Source organism: Pseudoalteromonas sp. XMcav11-Q, from assembly GCF_040104525.1.
Taxonomy (GTDB): Bacteria; Pseudomonadota; Gammaproteobacteria; order Enterobacterales; family Alteromonadaceae; genus Pseudoalteromonas.
This window is the reverse complement of record NZ_JBECOX010000005.1, coordinates 1-21,145: the sequence shown is the minus strand read 5'-3', so window position 1 is coordinate 21,145 and position 21,145 is coordinate 1. Positions and strand designations below refer to the sequence as shown.

Here is a 21,145-nt window from a genome sequence, read left to right as displayed (position 1 = left end):
CGCCTGCCTTCTCAAATATTGAGTCGCACAATCTGTTAGCTAGGTATTAGATTAGTTCATTGAAATTAATAAAAAATAAATAGCGATGACAAAATTTCATTAAGCGCGTTTTTGGGTTTCGTGCTAGCATGGCTGCAACGGAATTACTTTGTCTGATTGACCAATTGATAGCATTACATCTCTTTAGTCGGCTGTTTTATGGGGTACGTGGTGCCAAATGTACGAAAGAAGGCCTCCACCTTAAGTCGAAATCTGCTGACAGTTTCATCCCCTTTAGCGCTATGACAGTTCCACCAGCACCTCAGCGTGGTTGGCTTGCTCAAAAAGTCCTGATCAAACAGGGTCACGAGACCTATGTGTTAAGTGTTAAAAATCAAGGTGCAGATGAGTTAGTGCAACAATTGCAACGACTTTGGATTTTACACCATGGCAAGCACTTGCAAGTCAAAGTTCGTAAAATTGAGCAATTATTAACGCGTCGATATCTTAGCCATCATAATCAAAGTTTAGTGCGTCATGTTTGCGGTGCCTTATGGTCCAGCTGGCAGCACCTAGATGACAATATCGTACCAAGTTCGTTAAAGCCTCAAGTAGCAACAGTGCGAGAAATTGCACTTTGGAATGAGCGTGAGGTTGCGGAATTTCAGTCTGCTTTTGTCGAACACTACTTGGCAAAAGACGCCAACTATTTTGACAGCATTGAATCAAATCCCCTTACGCTAGCTCAGCGTAAGGCTTGTGTGATCCAAGATGACAGGCAATTACTGCTTGCTGGCGCAGGCACGGGTAAGACAAGCGTTATCAAGGCCAAAGTTGGGTATCTCTTGCATCGTAAATTAGCTCAGGCGAATGAGCTGTTGTTGCTTGCGTATGGTAATGATGCCGCGACGGAGATGCGTCAGCGCTGTCGGCCTCTCTGTAATACCTTAAATTGCTCTACCTTTCATTCGCTTGGCATGCAGATCATCGAAGCGGTTACCGGGGAAAAGCCGACAATTTCAAATCTAGCAACGGATAAAAAACTATTTAAACAATTTATTGCAGACACCGTGCAGTCGTTGCGACAAGAAAGCCACTTTGAGCGAGATTTTGCACTATTTCTGAAAAGTTCGAGCACACAGCAAGCGTCACAGGCGATAGACCTGATAAGTCAGGTATTACCATTGATGAAGCATGCTCAAATAATGGGGGAGGTTGAGCAACTGCTGACGCAATTTAGCAATCAAATGAGTGTGATCATGCCAGTTCTTGCGGAATATCAGCTGTATCTAAGCAATGAATCTAGCATCGATTTCGATGACATGCTGGAGCGGGCTATTTATTACGTAGAGTCTGGTCAGTTTATTTCACCGTGGAAGTTCATCTTGGTCGACGAATTTCAAGACATCTCCCGTGTGCGGGCAAAGCTCATTCAGGTGTTGCTAGATAAAAAAGCCGGCTCGCAATTGTTCGCCGTTGGTGATGATTGGCAGGCTATTTATCGCTTTAGTGGTGGCGATATGCGCCTAACTACCGAGTTTACTCGGTATTTTGGTAAGTCAACGACCACATATTTGGATAAAACATTCCGTTATCCTCAAACCATTTTAGACACGGCGAGTGAGTTTATTTGCCGCAATCCAGAACAAATAACCAAGCATATCACTTCTCATACCACAGGCGTGGCAGGACAGGGCGTAGTGAAAGTGATGGTTGATGATGAATTGTCGCAGGCGCAACAACTGCTCAATCATATTGAGCAGCGCAACGAAGGGAAAACTTCCGTTGCCTTACTGGCAAGGAATCACAGAGCATTACCTGATAAATCAAAGATTGCGCAGTGGCGGCAGCTCTATCCAGAGCTTATTATTTCACATAACACCTTTCACGGTGCCAAAGGGTCTGAAGCAGACTTTACGATAGTATTTGGTCTCAAGCATAGAAACTTTCCGTCACAGGTAAAAACGCCAGCATTTGTCGATGCGCTTTTACCTGCACAAGGGGCATTTCCCGACGCAGAAGAGCGACGCTTATTCTATGTGGCGTTAACTAGAGCGAAGAAACAATGCTTTTTATTAGCACCAAATGATACACCTTCCTACTTTTTAGAGGAAATCGCATAATTATTAATCCCTGTTGATGGACTTGATCTTTTTGCGCCAGGCACTCATACAATTACTTGTTGAATTAAAACATAAGCGAGGAAAGGATGAGTACGGATCTACTAAAAGACGCGTTGAAAAGATTAAACCATATAGTCGAAAAAACAGGAGTTAACGAGTCTACCTATCAAGCGTTAGCCCAGCCTCAAAGAACGCTGTCGAGCAACATTTCAATTCGTCGTGACAACGGTAAGCTTGATTATTTTAAGGCGTATCGTTGTCAATACAATGATTTGCTAGGCCCAACAAAAGGCGGAATACGCTTCCATCAAGAATCTGATATGAGTGAGGTGCAAGCTTTAGCCCTTTGGATGACACTAAAATGTGCGGCGGTTGGCGTGCCATTTGGCGGTGGTAAAGGTGCCGTAACCGTTGACCCTAAATCACTGAGTCCCATGGAGCTTGAGCGCCTTGCTCGAGCATATATTAGAGCTAATGCTGATTTTATTGGACCCAATCAAGATATTCCCGCACCGGATGTGTACACCAATGCCAGGATCATGGGTTGGATGATGGATGAATACGAGAAAATCGTCCGTAAAAAAAGTCCTGCCGTGATCACTGGTAAACCGCTTATTTTTGGAGGGAGTGAAGGGCGAGAGTCCGCCACGGGTCGCGGTGCATTTTTAATGATAGAGCGGCTTAGTGAAAAAAATAATTGGAATAAAGCGGAACAAACGGTAGCTATTCAAGGCTTTGGTAACGGTGGCTATCACTGTGCAAGGCTGTTGCAGCAAGCGGGTTATAAAGTCGTTGCAGTAAGCGATTCAAAAGGCGGGATTTACTGTAAAGATGGCTTAGATATAGAAAGCATTTATCAAGAAAAGCAACGCAATAAGGCGCTTAAAGCCGTGTACTGTGATGATTCGGTCTGTGAAAGCGTTGAACATAAAGTGCTGAGTAATGAAGAGCTGCTTGCGCTGGATGTGGACATTTTGGTGCCCGCAGCACTATCCGGCGCAATCACCCGAGATAACGCCAAAGCAGTATCAGCAAAATATATTGTCGAAATTGCCAATGGACCCATTGAGGCGGACGCCGACGAAATCTTGCATGAACAGGGCGTGATAGTGATCCCTGATATTTTAGCTAATGCCGGCGGCGTCATCGTAAGCTATTTTGAGTGGTGTCAGAATCGCCAAGGAGAGGCTTGGGACGAGCAAACTGTGCAAGATAAATTGGCGCAATATTTATCGAATGCATTTGAAGCGGCGTGGCAGCTGCGAAGTGATGAAGGGCTTGAAATGCGAGATGCCGTATACAAACTGGCATTAAAACGTATTGAGAGCGCCTTGGAAGCCCACGGGACACAATCTTACTTTGAAAATCGTGAGTAGTTTTTTAGATTGTGTCGATAAATTTATTTTGCTGTACTGTTTTCTGGTGAGTCCACATAATCGCGCTTTTGTTTGGGGGTCGGTGATACACGAACCAGCTTAGGTGTTTTCACTTAACAATTCGTGTCAACAGCGACCCTCTTATTCCGCTACTCAAGGGGCAATTCGTATGCGCGGTTGGATCATTTACAAAGACTCTGCCAGTTTGTTAAAACCTGAAATTTATGAAATAGATAGATTGATGGCGGTGGCAAAGGAAGAAGGTATTGATCTTCAAGTTTACTCACCTGATCAATTCGATCTATTGGTAACTAGAGAAGATGAAGAAAGTATTCTAATCGATGGTCAGCCGGTTGCGTTACCTGACTTTGTACTGCCGCGTATGGGTGCAGGCACGACTTACTTTACGCTTGCGATTATCCGTCACCTTGAGCGTTTAGGCGTACATTGTTTTAACTCTTCGCAGTCTATCGAAACTGTAAAAGATAAGCTGTATGCGCAGCAGATCCTTGCAGAGCAAAACTTACCAACACCAAAAACCATGTTGGTTAAGTTCCCTGTAAATATTGAACTGGTAGAGAAGCAAATTGGTTTCCCAGTCGTGATTAAAACGCTATCAGGCTCGCAGGGCAGCGGCGTATTTTTGTCAAAATCACGCGGTGAATTTGATGATTTGATGCAACTTATTGAAGCAACAAATCCAAAAGCAAATATCATTTTGCAGCGTTTTGTGAAGTCGAGTCATGGTCGAGACTTACGTGTATTGACCATTGGCGGCCGTGCTGTCGCTTGTATGGAGCGTAATTCTGGCGGTAAGAACTTTAAGGCCAACGTAAGTTTAGGTGCAAAAGGTAGCCCACACCCGATCACCCCTGAAATCGAATGGCTAGCAACACAGACCGCTAATATCCTGAATCTAGATGTTGCTGGCATCGACTTATTATTCGATGAAGAGCATTTTAAAATTTGTGAAGCAAACTCAAGTCCAGGTTTTGAAGGGCTAGAACAGGCTGTAGACATTGATGTGGCGAGAGAGATTTTACACTTTATTCGAATTCGCTTAGGGATCTTTAATCGCACTGGTCAATCAAAGAAGAGCAGTAACGGCACTAAAGCGAGCAAAGAAAAAGCAGCGGAATAATACCGCTACGTCATAACAAGAAAGGAGCTAGGTCAAGCTCCTTTTTTATTGCGTGAAGGGCTCAAGCGCGCTTCTTAGTGCGTCAAGCTGAATAGGCTTAGACAGAAAGTTATTCATGCCGGCCTCATAACAGGCTGCCTTATCGGACTCTGAAGTATTGGCGGTCAACGCAATAATATGTGGTCCTTGGCGTTTCTCTTTTGACAGCCTACGAATACTACGAGTGGCTTCAAAGCCATCCATAATCGGCATGACGCAATCCATAAACACAATATCAAAGGTTTTGTCTTGGCATGATTTTACGGCTTGCTCGCCGTTATAAACTTTGTCGATGTGAGTTGCACCAAACTGATTCAGTAACTTTTCCATCACCAGTACGTTGATTTGATTATCATCTACAAGCAGGATTTTACATTCTGATAAGGAAATATGCTGCTCTTCAGTCTTTTGCTCTTGTACGTCGTTGGTCTCGTCTGCAAACTCTATTGGGAAGGTAACGATAAAGGTACTTCCTTTACCCAACTCACTTTCTACCTGTACTTCGCCTTGTAACAAATTACAAAGCTCAAATACGATTGAAAGGCCAAGACCAGTACCACCAAAATGCCGACTTACACTGACATCGCCTTGGCTAAATGGCTGAAAAAGATGTACTTGATTGGTCTTAGCAATCCCTATGCCTGTGTCTGAGACACTTAATTGTAGAACCGGTGAAGTTTCACTTCCCAGCACGTCGGCATAAATATCGATACTACCCGTTGGTGTAAATTTGATGGCGTTACTCACGAGGTTTGCAATAATTTGTTTAACTCGCGTCGGATCTGAATAGAGCCAATTTGTACCTTTTTTATGAATATGGAAGTTAATTGAAAGCCCTTTTTCGCGACAGGCTGGACTGTACAGGCCTACAACTTGTTCGACTAACTGATGAAGATCAAACGGAGTATTGTCTAGCTTCAGGTTATTACTATTTAACTTACTGAAGTCTAATACGTCGTTTATTAATGTGATCAACATATCTGCACTGTTGACTGCAACGCTCAGGTTGCTCTTGATTTCTTTTATGTCGGTTTCTTTTCTGCACGCTTGAAGCATACCGACTAATCCGTTCAGCGGGGTTCTTAATTCATGGCTGATTTTGGCGATAAATTCACTCCGGGTTTTAAGAAGTTGCTCCGCTTCTTCGCGCTTTTGCTCCAATGCAATACGCATTTTGACTTGTTCATCTATATCTTGAATGGCACCAAAAACCCGAACGCATTCGCCATTTTCATATTCACCTTGACCGTGAGAGGCGACCCACTTTTCGTTGCCGTTGGCATCAATAATAATGGATTCTATGTCCCATTTGGTTTTGGAGGTGATGGCGTCGTCTATGGCTTGTTTAATGTTTCCTTGGTGAACGCCGGGTTTATAGAAGCTGATGGCATTGTCGAGTGTTGGTGTAAAGTTATCATCAACGCCATGAATGAGTCGCGTTTGTTGGCTCCAATACACTTTGTTCTTTTTAAAATCGACTTCCCATGAGCCAATATCAGCAAGACGGCTCATCGCTGCTAATGCTTGTGAACGGTGTTGTATCTTTTTTAACGCCTTTTGCCGAGAAATTTCAACACCAATCCATTGACCTAATAAACTCACGTAATCTAAGTGTTCTTGACTGAACGCTTGGGCTTTGGCACTAGATGCGGAAAAGTTGACGGTACCATAGCGTTTACCATCAACAATAATCGGCGCACCAATGTAGCTCTCTAGGCCAAAGTTTGCGTAGCAAGGGTGAGTGGCAATTTCGCTGATACCAGCGTGATGAAAAGACAGTGCGCTGTCAGCTTGTAAAGTGTGCCAGCAATAGGTGTTCGCCAGTTCAAAATCCGTACCTACCAACAAAGAATTATCTGGGGTGATCACATGTCTTACTGTGTATATATCAGCCTGAATTTCACTGACGATTGCAATATCAAGCTCAAACACATCGAGACCAAGTGTCAGCAGCGCCGTCACTTTTTCTTCAAATGTGGTGTCTTGGTTTGTGGTGATGAGGTGTAATCGTTTTAAAATACTCACAAATTTCACATTGGCAGTACAAGGCAGTTAATCACTTAACTTTAACCGCTCTTTGCTAACTTGCCAACATTAAATCGTTTGAATCTGTCGAGATAATTTCCATTTTTCAAAGGATTATGAATAAAATAGTCGACGCGGGATTTTCACAATTTTTTAAGGCAAGTCTATGAAATACGTAGGTCTACTTTTTTTATTAATGACAACGGTCGTAAGTGCACAAACACTTCGTGTTGCTACCTTTAATGTCAGTATGGAAGCAACGAACTATCAACAAAAAGGGCAAGCTCTGGACTCTCAAAAGCTCAGTAAACTGCTACAGAATGGTCAACATCAACAAATCAGAAATATTGCAGAAATCATTCAGCGTGTTCGCCCAGATGTGATTCTACTTAATGAATTTGATTACATCGCTGAACCAAATAAAGGTGTACAGGCATTTGTAAATAACTATCTAGCACAACCTCAAGCGGATCAGCAGCCGATATCGTATCCTTACTTTTATATTGCGCCAGTCAATACTGGATTACCAACACCGTATGATTTAGATAATGACGGCAAGCAATCTAGTTATGGCGGTGATGCCCAAGGGTTTGGTTTATATGAGGGGCAATATGGGATGGTTGTACTGTCAAAGTACCCGATTAAAAAAGAGCAGGCCCGAACTCTGCAGACCTTTCTTTGGAAAGATATGCCAGACCATAAGGTCACAACAGACCCTGTGACGAAACAGCCTTGGTATAGTGAGCAAGAGTGGCAAAATTTGAGACTAAGCTCAAAATCTCACTGGGATCTGCCAATTGAAGTGAACGGTAAATTATTTCACCTGCTGGCGATGCATCCAACGCCTCCAGTTTTTGATGGTGAAGAGGATAGAAATGGCAACAGAAATCACGATGAGATCCGCTTAATGGCCGATTATATCGACCCTAAACGTAGCCAGTACATTTATGATGATAATGGCGTTAAAGGTGGCCTTAAAAATGATACACGGTTTGTCATTGTCGGTGATTTAAATGCTGCCGATACAGGGGATAAACATAGACCTGGTGTGATAGAACAATTATTAGATAACCCTAAAGTATTCTCGGACTTAGCGCCAACGAGTAGAGGCGGAAGTGAACATAGCAAGGAAAGTGCGAGTCGCAGTTATACCGCACATTGGGGGGCACGCGTAGATTACGTACTACCATCCAAGTTCGGCTTTCGAGTACTTAGCAGCGGGGTTTTCTGGCCAAGCAAAGAAGATGAATTATTCCGTTTAGTGGAAAGTCGTCATGCCAGCTCCGATCATCGCCTAGTTTGGGTGGACGTGGAAGTTAAGTGAGCTCAGTGATTGGTCAACCGTGTCGCTTACTACAAATTTAAACAATGACTAACGGAACTAAACCGAAATAACCTTTAAGCTTGCGCTTAATGAATAGGAGAGTGTGATGAAAAGAATTCTATTAAGTGTTGGTTTAGCGGTTTGGTTATCTGGGTGTGCTCATCATGATGATGTGCGTCCATCGTCTGATGGTGTGCATAATATTATGTTATTTTCCGACAGCCGTGATGCGGGTAGTAAAGAAGCATTAAAGCAGGCTAGACACTATTGCAAACAAGCTGATATGGTCGCGTATGTTGTGAATCTAGATATCATTTATAACAGCGATACGCCTGAGAGTACTTATATCACGCAAAAAGGCGTAGCTAACGCCGTTGAGGCTGCCGGTATGGCGATGTGGATTTTTGGTCGAAATAGTGTTGATGATGCAGGGGCTGCAATGACCATAGGTGGAGGAATAGCCGATGGTGCGCTCGGTAAGCCTTATGATGTGCGATTAAATTTCAAATGTGGATGAATGATTAGTCAGCACGTCTAACGTCGCAACATGCTTCAATCTTCATCCTTTTTTGGATTGTTTTGAGGCGTGTTGTTTTTGGATGTTACTTTATCTTTGTCAAAAGGTGCCGTTTGCTCGTCTATTTTCTTTTTCATTTCAAATTTGGCGGAATACTTTAACAACGCAATATTGCTCCAAATCACCCCTAACACGCCAGCAATGATCAAGACCACTTGCCATGTTTCTAATTGATTGCCCATTCTAGCTCCTCAAAAAAGCCCTATTTTTTAAATTTGTCCTGAAATAGGTGAGCATTTTAGCGCGACTGTTGATATTATTCACCACCTAGTCATTTCGCGATAATTATGCTGCATATATTTACATTCTGAGGATAATAGCGCATTCATGGAACAAGTGTTAATTTGGCCTGCTCAGTATCCCATGCTGTTAAAGGGGTTAATCGAACAAAACGGTGCTTACATTCTAGATGCCATAGAGGCATGGCCGAATTGCCAACAAATGAAAGATGAGCAGGGCGTAACGACCACTGTTCTACCTCCTTTATTTTACCTCGCTTGGTTACGACCGCTAGAGCCGTTCGAAGCCTGTTATTTTCAGCATATTGATGACTATGACGATAAACAGCGTCAATACGTTAATAGCGTAATTCAACACATTGAGGAAAATGATACTGATCAGGATGAGCTAATAAAAACACTCATTCAGCGTCTTGGCCAGTACTCTAATATTCAAGCTCAGGTGCAAGAGCAAAGCTTATCGTTTGTAGAGTTGCTCTGTGACAAACATTATGAAAAAACGCTGATATGGCTACTGGAGAAAGGGCTTAAGTTTAGCGCGAAAGAAATTGTTTCTCTGTGGTGCAACAGCTCGGAGGCAACACATGCGGCACTATTGACTCATATTGATACTTGTCTGCTTGACCGAGCAGCCACGGCTAAACTAGCAACAGATAGTTTGCTGGATGGACAGCAGACTTTTGAGCTGCTTTGCACTATGTGTGACAAAGATGAAGTAACGGGTCTTTTGGAACAAGCGCTATTGTTCCAGCTAACCCAACAACAGGTGAAGCAATCAGCGATTATCACCTTAGTCACGCAGGGCGCGACAGGAACTGCGAGAGATAATAGCAGTGGGCGCTCAGCTATTATGTTAGCGGTTGAAAATGGCTTTGTGAGCGCGGTTGAAACCATGTTGCCGCACCATAAAGTAAATGAATTGGACGAATCGGGCAGGAACTTAATGCACTATGCGGCGGCATCGAACTCTGCAGCTATGATCGAAATGATTTTTGAACATGGTGATGACCCGACGCTTGCGGATATTCATGGCGACACCCCTTACCGTGTGGCTATGAAAAATCAGGCGCTTACTTCTAAGCAAACATTTGAGCAGCACGGTATTATCGAGCTTTCTAATGAGGCAAAGTATCAAAAAATAAAAACTGTCCATATTCTTTATGCCTTTGCTGCTATTTTGCTACCGCTGCAGTTATTTTTATTCTTTACTGATGAGGTGGATGAAAAAACCATCGCAACACTTGTCACTACGGCAGCTTCTATCGCAATTTTTGTTTTTGCGAGGCGTAAACGCAGCAACCCTCTATACCCAAACAGCTCAACGCCTTGGTCACTAATCGGGGTAAATGCGTTAGCATGGCTTAGTATTGGTGTGCAGGTATTGTTTTCAGTATTGGTGTTGATAGCCGTACTATCGTTGCAGTAGCTTACAGTAACGAACTAAGCTGACGGATTGATGCTAAAAAGCGCAGTTACTTCATTGAAGACTGCGCTTTTTTAATGGAGTTATGCGAGCGAGATTATGACTCTTTATGCTCGTGCGCTGCCTTTTCGTCAGCAAGGTCTTCTTTTAACTTGCGGATCTTCAACCCTAACTCTTGGCCTCTGTGTCTTGCATAGTAAGTGCAACCAATAAACATGGACGTTGCAAAGCCAATCTCAAGCAGGACTAACAATAGCTCGTCTGGAGATGTCCACAACAGGGTAAAGCCGTGGATAAAATAAAACATTACGACAAAGTTTGCCCACGCATAAGTGTATGGCTTATCTTGTAAAATACCTTTAAGCGGGAGTAATAAAGGTAAAACGTACACCACAAAGACAAAGCCCAAGCTGTAACCTTCTCTTGGTGCAAGCACGAAGAGCCACAGTGGCATCAGGATCAAAAGACCAAAATACCCGACTAGCGCAAAGCGTTGAAAGCGTCTAGTGATGGGCTTTTTTGCAATTTCATTCATGTTAACTTTTCCGCGACGCGTAGCAGTCGACTCGCTGCTGCACGACAAATTTTGATTTCTGTTTGAGTGAGTGAAGCATTGTTTTGGCTGCCCGCAACATGTGTTGCACCGTAAGGCGTTCCGCCCATTTCGGTCGCCAAAAGCTCTGGAACATCATAGGGGATACCTAACAACATCATGCCGTGGTGTAATAACGGTAAGGAGAGGTTGAGTAGGGTAGCCTCGTTGCCACCGTGCATACTGCTTGAAGACGAAAATACGCAGGCTGGTTTATCGATGAGCGTGCCTTTAAGCCACAAATCGCTGGTGGTTTCCCAAAACGCTTTCGCTTGGGCTGCCATCATGCCAAAGCGTGTTGGAGTACCGAACGCTAACCCGTCGCATGCTACTAAGTCTTGCTTTGTTACGATCACATCATGGTCTTGGCGCTTCTCAAATACGCGCACTATGGCTTCACCACCTTGTGACACTATGGTGTCTGCAAATTCGTGCGCCATATTTGCCACAGAGCCATGACTGGAGTGGTATAAAATAAGAATTTTACTCATTACAGGATATTAAGCACCGACTCTGGAGGCCTGCCAATCGCCGCCTTATCACCTTTAACAACGATAGGACGCTCAATCAGTTTAGGGTTTTCAAGCATGGCAGTGCGCAGTGTCGCTTCGTCCGACTCTTTCGATAGTCCAAGCTCTTTGTAGAGCGTTTCTTTGCTACGTACAAGCTGATGAGCAGAACTAAATCCAAGTTTAGAAAGTAAATTAGCCAAAGTGTCACTATCGATTGGCGTCTTTAGGTATTCAATAACGGTAGGATTAACGCCATTGGACTCTAGTAAAGCTAGGGTTTCACGTGATTTTGAACAACGCGGGTTGTGATAGATTTCTACTGACATGATTTCGCTCTATTTTGCTCTAAGTCGTAATGTAAGCGGATCATAGCTTAATGCAGAGATGACGAAAAGCGATGTGCAAGAAAATTGGCTTAAATACGTTTCTACTATCGCTGTATATCGCTGTAAGCAATCGCCAAGCATCACAGCTTAGCGATTTCTTTTTGCATATTACGGTATTGGCTAAGTAGCGCTTTTAATCTGGTACGCTTGATATCTTCGTTATCTTCGACATGATTGAGTGCACGCTGGACTTCGTCTGCTGCTTTATTAAATGCACCATACTGGGCATAGACACTCGCTTTTGACTCATGGTAAGCCGCCTTGTTTTCTTGGGCTTCATAGGCTTGTGTGAGTAAATCACGGGCGAGAATATGATCCGGTTTCTCAAGCAAAAAGATCTTAAGCAATTGCTCGGCAACTTCATACTGTTTTGCTTTTATTGCGGCATTGGCATAGTTTAGTGTGATAACTTGGTTATTGGGTCTAAGTTGGTGTTGAGCTTGAAGCATCTCAACCGCTTTGCCAGAATGCTCTGTCGCAATTAAATAATCGGTATACACATCAAGATAAAACAGGTTATTCGGATCTTTTTCTAACAACTCATCCAATAGTTTGCCAGCTTCCTCGTAGTTTTTTTGATCGAGTAACGTAATTGCTAACCCGTATTGTAGGGCGCGCTTGTCGAGCTCTGCTGAGTGCTTTAGAGCGTTTCTGAAAAAGGCTTCACCAGCATCTTCTGAATAATAGTATCGTGCAAGCACACGGCTTTTAGCTAACGCGTAGGAAAGGCTTGAGGGATAATGCTTTTTCTCGAATTGTTGTGCCCTAAGCCTAACGTCCGATACTCGACTGTCGGGTAACGGGTGCGTAAGCAAAAATGCAGGGGGCTTATTTTTAAAACGAATTTGATCCGAGAGCTTAGTTAAAAACTCACTGGCCGCATAGGGGTCAAAGCCGGCTTTATGTAGTGTATTCATACCAAATCGGTCGGCTTCTTGCTCGGCTTTTCGGCTATGCGTTAGTTGGTTCAACGATGATTGCGTTTGGCTTGCGGATAAAATGGCGATACCCGCATCTGGGGCAACTACGGTTGCCAAAATACCAGTAATAAGCCCCGCTATGGTCAAGGCGCTGTTGTCTTTTGCGTTTTGTACGCGGCGTGCTAAATGACGTTGGGTAACGTGCGCAATTTCGTGGCCAATAACGGATGCTAATTGACTCTCATTATCGGATTGCGCAATGAGTCCTGTATGTACACCAACGTGGCCTCCATAAAAAGCGAAGGCATTAATATCTTTGTTATTTATCCAAAAAAAGGTAAATGGAAAGCGTACATCATTAGCATTGGCGACGAGGCGATTGCCTAGGCTGGTTAAGTACTCTTCAAGTACCGGATCGCCAACCACTGGGGAGCGGGAGCGCAGCTGCATCATCATGACTTCGCCGATCGCTTGTTCTTTTTCAATAGGTAGTACTTGGAGAGCTGAAGTGCCTAAATCTGGTAGTTTCAGTTCTGTTTGTGCAATAGCGCTGCTTGATGCAGCGAGCGCAAATGTTAAAACGATTGAATTTAATAGGGGTTTTAACCGCATTTTAATCCCTTTTAAGGTCTTCTCCGAGCATGATCCTAGCTAAGTCGACTTCATCATTGCATGCTCGAGCATCTTTTTCACAAAGTTGGTAAAAATCTTTTATTGAGACCCCAGCAACACTAGTGATGTTCAATTCTTTTTGCAAAAACGTCACTGTCATATGCAGCACTTTGTGCGCATGAAGTATCAGAGCTTTGTCAGCTATATCACCGCGTTCAAAGTAAAACGCAATGAATTTATGGAGCTGGTTGATGCGCAGTAAGTTTTTCATCGTATGCGGATCCCATACTCGAAACTCCAAAAAACGATTGTCTTTAACATAGGCATCAATCTTGGTGCCTTTGGCTATTGGGTAAGCCCAAAGCTCAAAACCTCTGTCAGTAAATGCTTGATGTAACGCGATTTGAGGTTTATTGTCACAGTGAATTATGCCACTGTCATCTTCATAACCACCTAATAGTTCTATATTCCAATTTCGCTTATCTAGCAAACGCTTTACCGCATTGTCAAAGCCGTGATGGAGCAGACCTTCACATTCACTTACCGCTGAGGCGACAAGGTGATAAAAAGGCGGAAGTTCTCCCCAATTAATTTGCTTTTTGTACCAATTTATTTCTTTTAGTGTTGGATTGGCTGGCAATCGGGCCTTATTATTAACGCCTGGCATTAAGATTCCCAAGAAGTAGAGTATGCTATTAAGAATAAACCATCAACGCCTTGAGGGCTACCGCATTGAGTGATTTGTGTGGAGACAAGACGACAAAATTTGTACATGATCTACGAGAATTTACCTGTCCTGCATTATTTGTTCAGTTTAAGTGGCGGTTAAAGCGCCATGACTATACTCTAGGCAAACTAAAATTGCTGATGAGTCAGGATCAGAGCTTGTTAGATATCAAAAAGTATTTGGATGGTAACTCGGTGAGTTACCAAATTATTGAAATTGAAAGCGGTGAAGTGTGTTTGGAGATCATGGATGTTTGAGTTAGTAAAAGCGTGGTACATCAAAAAGTTTTCAGATCCACATTCCGTCACGCTATTGTTGATGCTAGTTGCCACAGTTGCTTTGCTGTACTTTTTTGGCAGTTATGTCATGCCGGTACTGGTCGCAATTGTCATAGCCTATTTACTTGAATGGCCAGTGAATAAGCTCACCCGAGTGACTGGCAGTAGGATGTTATCAGCAGTAGTCGTAATGGCGGTATTTGTGGGCGTCGCTTTGGGGCTGGTATTTGGTATCGTTCCTGTTCTGTGGCAACAGTTAAGTAACTTGCTCCAAGAAAGTCCAACCATGGTAGAAGAGGGTAAGGACTTCCTTTTACATTTACCTGAATACTACCCGACGCTGATCTCTACAACTCAGGTACAGGCAATTGTGAGCTCTGTGGAAAGTAAATTGCTAGAGCTTGGCGAAGTTATTGTCTCAGCCTCATTAACCTCATTAAAAGACGTTGTCGCATGGATGATTTATTTGGTCTTAGTGCCACTGCTTGCTTTTTTCATGTTGAAAGACAAGTCAGAACTTACATCTGGAGTGTCAAAAATTATACCTAAGGACAGAAAGCTTATTTCACAAGTGTGGCATGAGATGGACCAACAAATCATGAATTATATTCGTGGTAAAGTTTTTGAGATTGTCATCGTTGGTGTAGTGAGCTTTGTGACCTTTTCTATTTTGGATTTACGCTATGCCGCATTACTGGGGACATTGGTTGGACTTTCTGTACTTATCCCATTTATTGGTGCTGCACTCGTTACCTTACCCGTTGCCGCAGTAGCTTTGTTTCAATTTGGTCTAGCGCCAGAATTTTGGACCATTCTCATCGCGTACGGCATTATTCAAGCATTAGATGGTAATGTTTTAGTGCCGTTATTGTTTTCAGAAGCTGTGGATCTTAACCCTGTTTATATTATTGTTGCAGTATTATTTTTTGGTGGTTTATGGGGGTTTTGGGGGGTATTCTTTGCTATTCCACTTGCATCTCTGGTCAAGGCGCTGATCAATGCATGGTCGAGTAAGAGTGAAGAACTATTGGTGAAATAGTGAAGTTTTTTTGATGTTAGTCGGCTCATGAGCCGACTATAAATAAGTAGTTATTGTGTGACTCTACCCGTGCTTTCACGAACCACCATGCTCGGTGTGAACACATGTGAGACTTCTTTATCATTTTTTCGATGTCCACGTGTTTTAGAAAACAATAGACGCGCAGCATGTTCAGAAATAATGTTGTTAGCCTGATGTGCAGTCGTAAGCTTTGGCCAAGTTTGGCGGGAGAATGGAGAGTCCTCAAAGCCACTGATAGACAATTGACCCGGGATCTCTATATTCATCAGCCGCGCAGCAAATAAAGCTCCAGCGGCTACCTCATCGTTACCACCTAAAATCGCAGTGATTTGGTTTGGATTACCATCGGCCAGCAGTGCTTTAGCGCCTTTTACTCCAGATTCAAATGAGTACGTGCCGTGATAGAGCAGTGTATCGTCTTGTTTTATATCGTGTGCTTTCAGCGCATCGCGATATCCAGCTAGTCGCTCTGCAGTTGATTTATGCTCTTCATCGCCAAGTACAAAAGCAATTTTTTTATGTCCAAGTTGGATCAGATGCTCGGTAATTTCATAGGCTGCAGCGTAGTCGTCAACAAAGATACAGTTATTTGCGCTGTTTTCCGCTTCTTGCGCTCGGCCTGAAAGTAGACGCACGTAATGAATGCCCAGCTCATCTAGCATATCAATAATGGTTTGTTGCTCGGATAGAGGAGGAGTCAAAACCAAACCTGCAAGACGTGAGCGTTTGATCATAGTGACGAATTCTTCGGCCATATTTTCCGAATTGGATTCACAGGGGTGGATGACGAGTTCATACCCTTCATCCCTACAGCGAGATAACACCCCATTTTGCATATCAATGACATAATACGCATTGGGATTGTCGTAGACCAAGCCAATTGCAAATGAAGAAGTACCAGCTAAGTTTCTCGCAGCAATATTAGGCTGATAATTAAGCTCTTTTACAGCCTGCATTACTTGATCGTAGGTTTTTTTTCTAACCGAAGGCTCTTTATTGATTACCCGCGATACGGTTTTCATAGATACGCCAGCTAGCTTGGCAACATCATTAATAGTGACTTTCATGTAATTGTTCTTCTATTTACAGGTCTGTATCGATCATTATTAAGCACAGAGGAATAGTAGCGCTTTATGTATGCAGAAGCTAGCGCCCAATTTCTGAGATATTTAGCCGCTCAGGTGACTATTGGCTTAATAAAAGGATCATCTGTTTTTCTTAGTCTATCTAATAAGTACAGAATTTAGCACTACAATTCGCAGAAATAAATGAATGATACCGGTGTCAAAAATTTTATTTTAGGTTATTATTCGCAATGTAAAATTGAAAAGAAGCGATTTGACAGCGTTGTCATTTTGGCATAATGTGCTTGTTTAATAATGTTTCTTTGTTGTTACTACCTGAAAAGTAAGGTAACTAACAATCACTTACGTCTTAGGGGAATATGTAATGGGTGGTCGTGTAGATTTGGATAGTTGGCAAAAGCTCAGTGGTTCTGCGCAGCGAGTAGAGCAGCAGCATTTAAAAACGATGTTTGCAAACGATGCACAAAGATTTGAAAAGTTCTCTCGTCAAATCCCAGGTGTGTTGTTCGACTTTTCCAAGCAACGCATTGACGACCAAACATTCTCTGAAATGATGCAGCTCGCAAAAGAGAGCGATATCGCGCTTTGGCGAGAAAAGATGTTTTCTGGTGAAAAAATAAATATCACCGAAGACCGAGCGGTTTTACATACGGCGCTGCGTAACCGAGCAAATACACCTATTTATGTGGATGGCGTAAATGTTACTGAGCAAGTCAATGCGGAATTAGAAAAACTACAAGCATTTAGTAACCGAGTTCGTTCAGGTGAGTGGCGAGGGTATACAGGCAAAGCTGTAAAAGATGTGGTTGCGATTGGCGTTGGTGGTTCTAACTTAGGTCCGCAAATGGTGACTGATGCGCTAGCCGCGTATGCAGATGACACGCTAAACGTGCATTATGTTTCGAATGTTGACGGTGTACAGATTGCTTCAGTACTAAAAGGTTTGGATGCAGAAACCACCTTGTTTGTTGTGTCATCAAAAACGTTCACGACCTCTGAAACCATGACCAATGCAAAGACTGCCGTTGAGTGGTTTTTGAATGCTGCAAATGATAGAACGGCAATCGCCAAGCATTTTGTTGCGGTGAGCACCAATCTTGAGAAGACCAGAGCGTTTGGTATTAGCGATGACAACGTATTTACGATGTGGGACTGGGTTGGCGGTCGTTTCTCGCTTTGGAGCGCGATAGGATTGCCAATCGCACTTTATTTAGGCTTCGATAAGTTTGTCGAAGTGCTTGAAGGTGCGTTTGAAATTGACGAGCACTTTAAAACGGCAAACAACGAAGACAATATTCCACTGTTGATGGCGTTACTTAGCGTTTGGAATACCAGTTTCTTAGGGTATCAAGCACAAGCTATTTTGCCTTATGATCAGGCGCTTCATATGCTGCCTGCGTATTTACAACAAGGTGAAATGGAAAGTAACGGTAAGCATGTTACTTTTGCAGGAGAACAGGTAAACTATACGACTGTGCCAATTATTTGGGGCATGACAGGGATAAATGGCCAACACGCTTTTTATCAGTGTTTGCACCAAGGTAATGTAATCGTGCCTGCTGATTTTATCGCTTCAATTGAGCCGCAAAACAAAGTAGGCCAGCATCACGATATTTTACTGTCTAACTTCTTTGCGCAAACGGAAGCGATGATGGCGGGTGTAGATGCACAGCAGGTTCGTGAAGATTTAACGGCTAAAGGTAAGTCGGATGCGGAAATCGACAAGTTGATCCCGCATAAAATACACCAAGGTAACCGTCCAACCTCTTCATTTATCTTAGATAAGGTAGATGCAAAAGCTGTGGGCCGACTAATTGCCTTGTATGAACACAAAATTTTCTGCCAAGGTATTATTTTGGATGTGTGTTCATTTGACCAGTGGGGTGTTGAGCTTGGTAAAGGGCTTGCTTCAAATATTGAAGCCGAGCTAACGCAAGAAGGCGTTACTAACCCGCATGATAGCTCAACGGCGGGTCTAATCGCTTATTACAAGCAAAAGAGAACAAATTAATACTTCGAGTGGAACTGGAAGTAAACAGAATACCTTTGAACGGGTAGCGCTGGAGTACTTAGAACCTGTATTTTTGTGAGAGGAAATACAGGTTTCTAAGACTCATTTATACCAACTTACTTAATCCCTCAAATTGAGCAGGTATTAAGTCGAATTGATATTACTAGTGCATTGCAATCGAAATCATCACCCGTTACACAATGAGTTTGGTAGGCTTTGGAGTGGCTCCAAATCGAATAAACACTGCGTGCTTGTAGTGCACGCCTAACCTAATGAGAGTGAATTATGCTTAATCCTTTTGACATCGTAATTTTTGGTGGGGGAGGCGATTTAGCACTTCGCAAACTCCTACCTGCTTTGTATCGTGCATATCAAGAAGGTAACTTACCTGAAGGCACTCGCATCTTACCGACCGTTCGTGAACAAAACAAACAACAAGAATTTATCGAAACGGCACATATCGCATTACAAACTCACCTTGGCAAAGGCGAATACAACAAGAAAGATTGGTCCGCATTTGAACAGTTTTTAGTACCTGTGATAGTCAATGTTACTGAAGAAGACGAACACTGGGATACGCTAAAGAATATGTTGGCCGATGGGGAAGATAAGTCTCGTGTATTCTATTTGTCACTTCCTCCAGCGGTTTATGGCCGTTGTTGTGAGCTATTGTCAATCAAAGGGCTAATCACTGAGCAATCACGTGTAGTTGTTGAAAAGCCTATTGGCTATTGCGGTAAATCTGCAGAAGAAATTAATGCCAAAATCGGTGAGTTCTTCTCGGAAGAGCAAGTATTCCGTATCGATCATTACTTAGGTAAAGAAACGGTTCAAAACCTGATGGCGCTTAGGTTCTCAAACGCACTGTTCGAGAATTTATGGGATGCTAAAGCCATAGATAATATTCAGATCAGTATCTCTGAAACGGTAGGTCTTGAAAGCCGAGCTGGCTTCTACGACAAAGCGGGCGCGCTTCGTGATATGGTGCAAAATCACTTATTGCAACTACTTTGCTTGGTTGCGATGGAGTCACCACATAAACTTAATGCCAACAGTATTCGCACTGAAAAGCTTAAAGTATTAGAAGCGCTTAGACCGCTAATTGACTCAGATGTAGATAATAATGTTGTGCGTGGTCAATATGTACCAGGCGACCTTGAAGGTAAGCTGGTACCTGGTTACCTAGAAGAGCTGGGCGAAGGGTCGAGTAAAACAGAAACATTTGTTGCTATTCGTGCTCACATTGATAACTGGCGTTGGTCTGGTGTGCCTTTCTATTTAAGAACAGGCAAGCGTATGAAAAAGCGTTGTGCTGAAATTGTGGTTGAGTACAAGCCTGTTTCTCATAACGTCTATGGTGATGCGGCGGGTCCAATTCAGCCAAACCGCTTGGTGATAAGATTACAGCCTGAAGAAAGTATTCAATTAACGCTAATGTCTAAGCGTCTAGATAACCTTGAAATGCAACTAGAGCCAGTGACGCTAAATATCTCATTGAGTGAAAAGTATAACAATGGCTATCATTCAGATGCATATAAGCGCTTAATGCTAGACGCAGCTGCAAATAACCCTGCTTTATTTATTCACCGTGACGAAGTACGACAAGCGTGGCAGTGGGTTGATCCAATCATTGAGCGTTGGCAGAGTAAAGGGACTCCGTCACTTTATCGTGCTGGCTCTTGGGGTCCTGAAGATGCCGATGAACTGCTTGAAGAAAACAAACATGTTTGGTTCAATGCGGGAGAGCAAGCGTAATGGCACAGTTAACAGAAAGAAACTTCAACTCGAAAGACGAAATGACAGCAGCGCTTGCAGAGCTACTTCAAACTGGGCTCAGTCAAGGTATTGAGCAAGACGGTGAAGCGGTGTTGCTAGTGTCTGGCGGTTCATCACCGGCTCCAGCGTATCGTTACCTTTCAGGTGTTGAGCTAGGCTGGGACAAAATTACGGTTGCTATGGTTGATGAACGTTGGGTCGAACCGGATCACGAAAAGTCTAACGAAGCATTTATTAAGTCGACATTACTGAAAGACAAAGCGGCAAATGCTCGATTTGTGACAATGAAGAATGCAGCAGTGTCAGCACTAGAAGGCGCTGATCTATGTGAGTCTGCTTATGCAGCGTTGAAAAAGCCGTTTGATGTAACCATTTTAGGAATGGGGCCGGATGGTCATACCGCCAGTTTATTCCCAAGTGCAAATGGCCTAGAACACGCATTAACGACTACAAACACTGTGTGCGCAATTAATGCTCATCAAAGCGAAGTGACAGGTGAGATCACCGAGCGCATGAGTTTGTCTTTGGCAGGAATAGCTAATTCTAAGGCGGCTGTTTTATTGATCTCTGGTGATGAAAAAAAAGCGGTGTATGAAGCGGCAAAACAACCCGGCTCAGAGTATGAAGTACCACTGCGTGCTGTATTAAATCATCCTGATATTAATTTGACCGTATTCTGGTGCCCGTAACCTAAGATCATAGGTACTAGAAATAGTAGAAGGTAAGGTTGGCGTGGTAGCTGGCCTTACCTAGATTATTTGAGTCAACTGATTGAATACCTCTGGACATTAAGCTCGAAGCGACAATACTTCTTACTTCTTACTTCTTACTTCTTACTTCTTACTTCTTACTTCTTACTTCTTACTTCTTACTTCTTACTTCTTACTTCTTACTTCTTACTTCTTACTTCTTACTTCTTACTTCTTACTTCTTACTTCTT

Annotated in this window: 19 protein-coding genes; 11 read left to right on the top strand and 8 right to left on the bottom strand. The window is 43.1% G+C overall.

What is annotated here, in order from left to right:
* Window positions 1-128: 128 nt before the first annotated feature.
* From ABMY45_RS09485 to ABMY45_RS09475, 3 genes are all read left to right on the top strand, one after another.
* Window positions 129-2,102 (top strand): UvrD-helicase domain-containing protein, encoded by a 1,974-nt coding sequence (locus tag ABMY45_RS09485; RefSeq protein ID WP_206471631.1) that lies wholly within the window; start codon window positions 129-131, stop codon window positions 2,100-2,102.
* A gap of 86 nt (window positions 2,103-2,188) precedes the next feature.
* Window positions 2,189-3,478 carry a Glu/Leu/Phe/Val dehydrogenase gene (locus tag ABMY45_RS09480; RefSeq protein WP_174170956.1) on the top strand — a complete coding sequence of 430 codons (1,290 nt, stop codon included), beginning with the start codon at window positions 2,189-2,191 and terminating at the stop codon, window positions 3,476-3,478.
* 169 nt (window positions 3,479-3,647) lie between these two features.
* Window positions 3,648-4,619, top strand: a complete 972-nt coding sequence (locus ABMY45_RS09475) for a RimK family alpha-L-glutamate ligase (protein ID WP_010375495.1) — start codon at window positions 3,648-3,650, stop codon at window positions 4,617-4,619.
* 45 nt (window positions 4,620-4,664) lie between these two features.
* Here the strand turns inward: ABMY45_RS09475 and ABMY45_RS09470 are convergent, their stop codons facing one another.
* Window positions 4,665-6,683 carry a response regulator gene (locus ABMY45_RS09470; RefSeq protein ID WP_174170955.1) on the bottom strand — a complete coding sequence of 673 codons (2,019 nt, stop codon included), beginning with the start codon at window positions 6,681-6,683 and terminating at the stop codon, window positions 4,665-4,667.
* Window positions 6,684-6,849: 166 nt separating this feature from the next.
* Between ABMY45_RS09470 and ABMY45_RS09465 the strand changes: the two genes are divergently transcribed.
* Both ABMY45_RS09465 and ABMY45_RS09460 read left to right on the top strand, forming a co-directional pair.
* Window positions 6,850-8,007 carry an endonuclease/exonuclease/phosphatase family protein gene (locus tag ABMY45_RS09465; RefSeq protein ID WP_174170954.1) on the top strand — a complete coding sequence of 386 codons (1,158 nt, stop codon included), beginning with the start codon at window positions 6,850-6,852 and terminating at the stop codon, window positions 8,005-8,007.
* Window positions 8,008-8,113: 106 nt separating this feature from the next.
* Window positions 8,114-8,524 carry a hypothetical protein gene (locus ABMY45_RS09460; protein ID WP_017218873.1) on the top strand — a complete coding sequence of 137 codons (411 nt, stop codon included), beginning with the start codon at window positions 8,114-8,116 and terminating at the stop codon, window positions 8,522-8,524.
* 35 nt (window positions 8,525-8,559) lie between these two features.
* Here ABMY45_RS09460 and ABMY45_RS09455 read toward each other — a convergent pair whose 3' ends face one another.
* The gene (locus ABMY45_RS09455) at window positions 8,560-8,766 is read right to left on the bottom strand and encodes a DUF2897 family protein (RefSeq protein WP_010606500.1); all 207 of its coding nucleotides are present in this window, start codon (window positions 8,764-8,766) and stop codon (window positions 8,560-8,562) included.
* 145 nt (window positions 8,767-8,911) lie between these two features.
* On the opposite strand from ABMY45_RS09455, the gene ABMY45_RS09450 reads away from it, so the two are divergent.
* On the top strand, window positions 8,912-10,249 hold the full coding sequence (locus tag ABMY45_RS09450) for an ankyrin repeat domain-containing protein (RefSeq protein WP_349288803.1): 1,338 nt from the start codon (window positions 8,912-8,914) through the stop codon (window positions 10,247-10,249).
* Window positions 10,250-10,343: 94 nt separating this feature from the next.
* Here ABMY45_RS09450 and ABMY45_RS09445 read toward each other — a convergent pair whose 3' ends face one another.
* The 5 genes from ABMY45_RS09445 to ABMY45_RS09425 all read right to left on the bottom strand — a co-directional run bounded on the left by ABMY45_RS09445 (window position 10,344) and on the right by ABMY45_RS09425 (window position 13,935).
* Window positions 10,344-10,781 carry a DUF2069 domain-containing protein gene (locus tag ABMY45_RS09445; RefSeq protein ID WP_010606502.1) on the bottom strand — a complete coding sequence of 146 codons (438 nt, stop codon included), beginning with the start codon at window positions 10,779-10,781 and terminating at the stop codon, window positions 10,344-10,346.
* Complete coding sequence (gene wrbA, locus ABMY45_RS09440; protein WP_010606503.1) at window positions 10,778-11,329, bottom strand: NAD(P)H:quinone oxidoreductase; 552 nt, start codon at window positions 11,327-11,329, stop codon at window positions 10,778-10,780. Before wrbA ends, ABMY45_RS09445 begins: the two co-directional genes overlap by 4 nt.
* Window positions 11,329-11,676 (bottom strand): arsenate reductase (glutaredoxin), encoded by a 348-nt coding sequence (arsC, locus tag ABMY45_RS09435; RefSeq protein ID WP_010606504.1) that lies wholly within the window; start codon window positions 11,674-11,676, stop codon window positions 11,329-11,331. The genes wrbA and arsC overlap by 1 nt, the downstream gene beginning before the upstream one ends.
* A 140-nt stretch (window positions 11,677-11,816) precedes the next feature.
* Window positions 11,817-13,268, bottom strand: coding sequence for a M48 family metalloprotease (locus ABMY45_RS09430; RefSeq protein ID WP_010606505.1), 1,452 nt, complete (start codon window positions 13,266-13,268; stop codon window positions 11,817-11,819).
* Window position 13,269: 1 nt separating this feature from the next.
* Window positions 13,270-13,935 (bottom strand): hypothetical protein, encoded by a 666-nt coding sequence (locus ABMY45_RS09425; protein ID WP_010606506.1) that lies wholly within the window; start codon window positions 13,933-13,935, stop codon window positions 13,270-13,272.
* Between the two features lie 65 nt (window positions 13,936-14,000).
* On the opposite strand from ABMY45_RS09425, the gene ABMY45_RS09420 reads away from it, so the two are divergent.
* Both ABMY45_RS09420 and ABMY45_RS09415 read left to right on the top strand, forming a co-directional pair.
* Window positions 14,001-14,252 carry a hypothetical protein gene (locus tag ABMY45_RS09420; protein ID WP_010375515.1) on the top strand — a complete coding sequence of 84 codons (252 nt, stop codon included), beginning with the start codon at window positions 14,001-14,003 and terminating at the stop codon, window positions 14,250-14,252.
* The gene (locus ABMY45_RS09415; RefSeq protein ID WP_010606507.1) at window positions 14,245-15,312 is read left to right on the top strand and encodes an AI-2E family transporter; all 1,068 of its coding nucleotides are present in this window, start codon (window positions 14,245-14,247) and stop codon (window positions 15,310-15,312) included. Before ABMY45_RS09420 ends, ABMY45_RS09415 begins: the two co-directional genes overlap by 8 nt.
* Window positions 15,313-15,362: 50 nt before the next feature.
* Here the strand turns inward: ABMY45_RS09415 and ABMY45_RS09410 are convergent, their stop codons facing one another.
* Window positions 15,363-16,400, bottom strand: coding sequence for a LacI family DNA-binding transcriptional regulator (locus ABMY45_RS09410; protein ID WP_349288802.1), 1,038 nt, complete (start codon window positions 16,398-16,400; stop codon window positions 15,363-15,365).
* 382 nt (window positions 16,401-16,782) lie between these two features.
* Between ABMY45_RS09410 and pgi the strand changes: the two genes are divergently transcribed.
* The 3 genes from pgi (at window position 16,783) to pgl (ending at window position 20,894) form a co-directional block, all read left to right on the top strand.
* Window positions 16,783-18,429: a glucose-6-phosphate isomerase gene (gene pgi, locus ABMY45_RS09405; protein WP_349288801.1), complete on the top strand. Its 1,647-nt coding sequence runs from the start codon at window positions 16,783-16,785 to the stop codon at window positions 18,427-18,429.
* A gap of 285 nt (window positions 18,430-18,714) precedes the next feature.
* Window positions 18,715-20,184, top strand: a complete 1,470-nt coding sequence (zwf, locus tag ABMY45_RS09400) for a glucose-6-phosphate dehydrogenase (RefSeq protein ID WP_227387214.1) — start codon at window positions 18,715-18,717, stop codon at window positions 20,182-20,184.
* Window positions 20,184-20,894 carry a 6-phosphogluconolactonase gene (gene pgl, locus ABMY45_RS09395; protein ID WP_010606511.1) on the top strand — a complete coding sequence of 237 codons (711 nt, stop codon included), beginning with the start codon at window positions 20,184-20,186 and terminating at the stop codon, window positions 20,892-20,894. The genes zwf and pgl overlap by 1 nt, the downstream gene beginning before the upstream one ends.
* The last annotated feature ends 251 nt before the right edge of the window (window positions 20,895-21,145 follow it).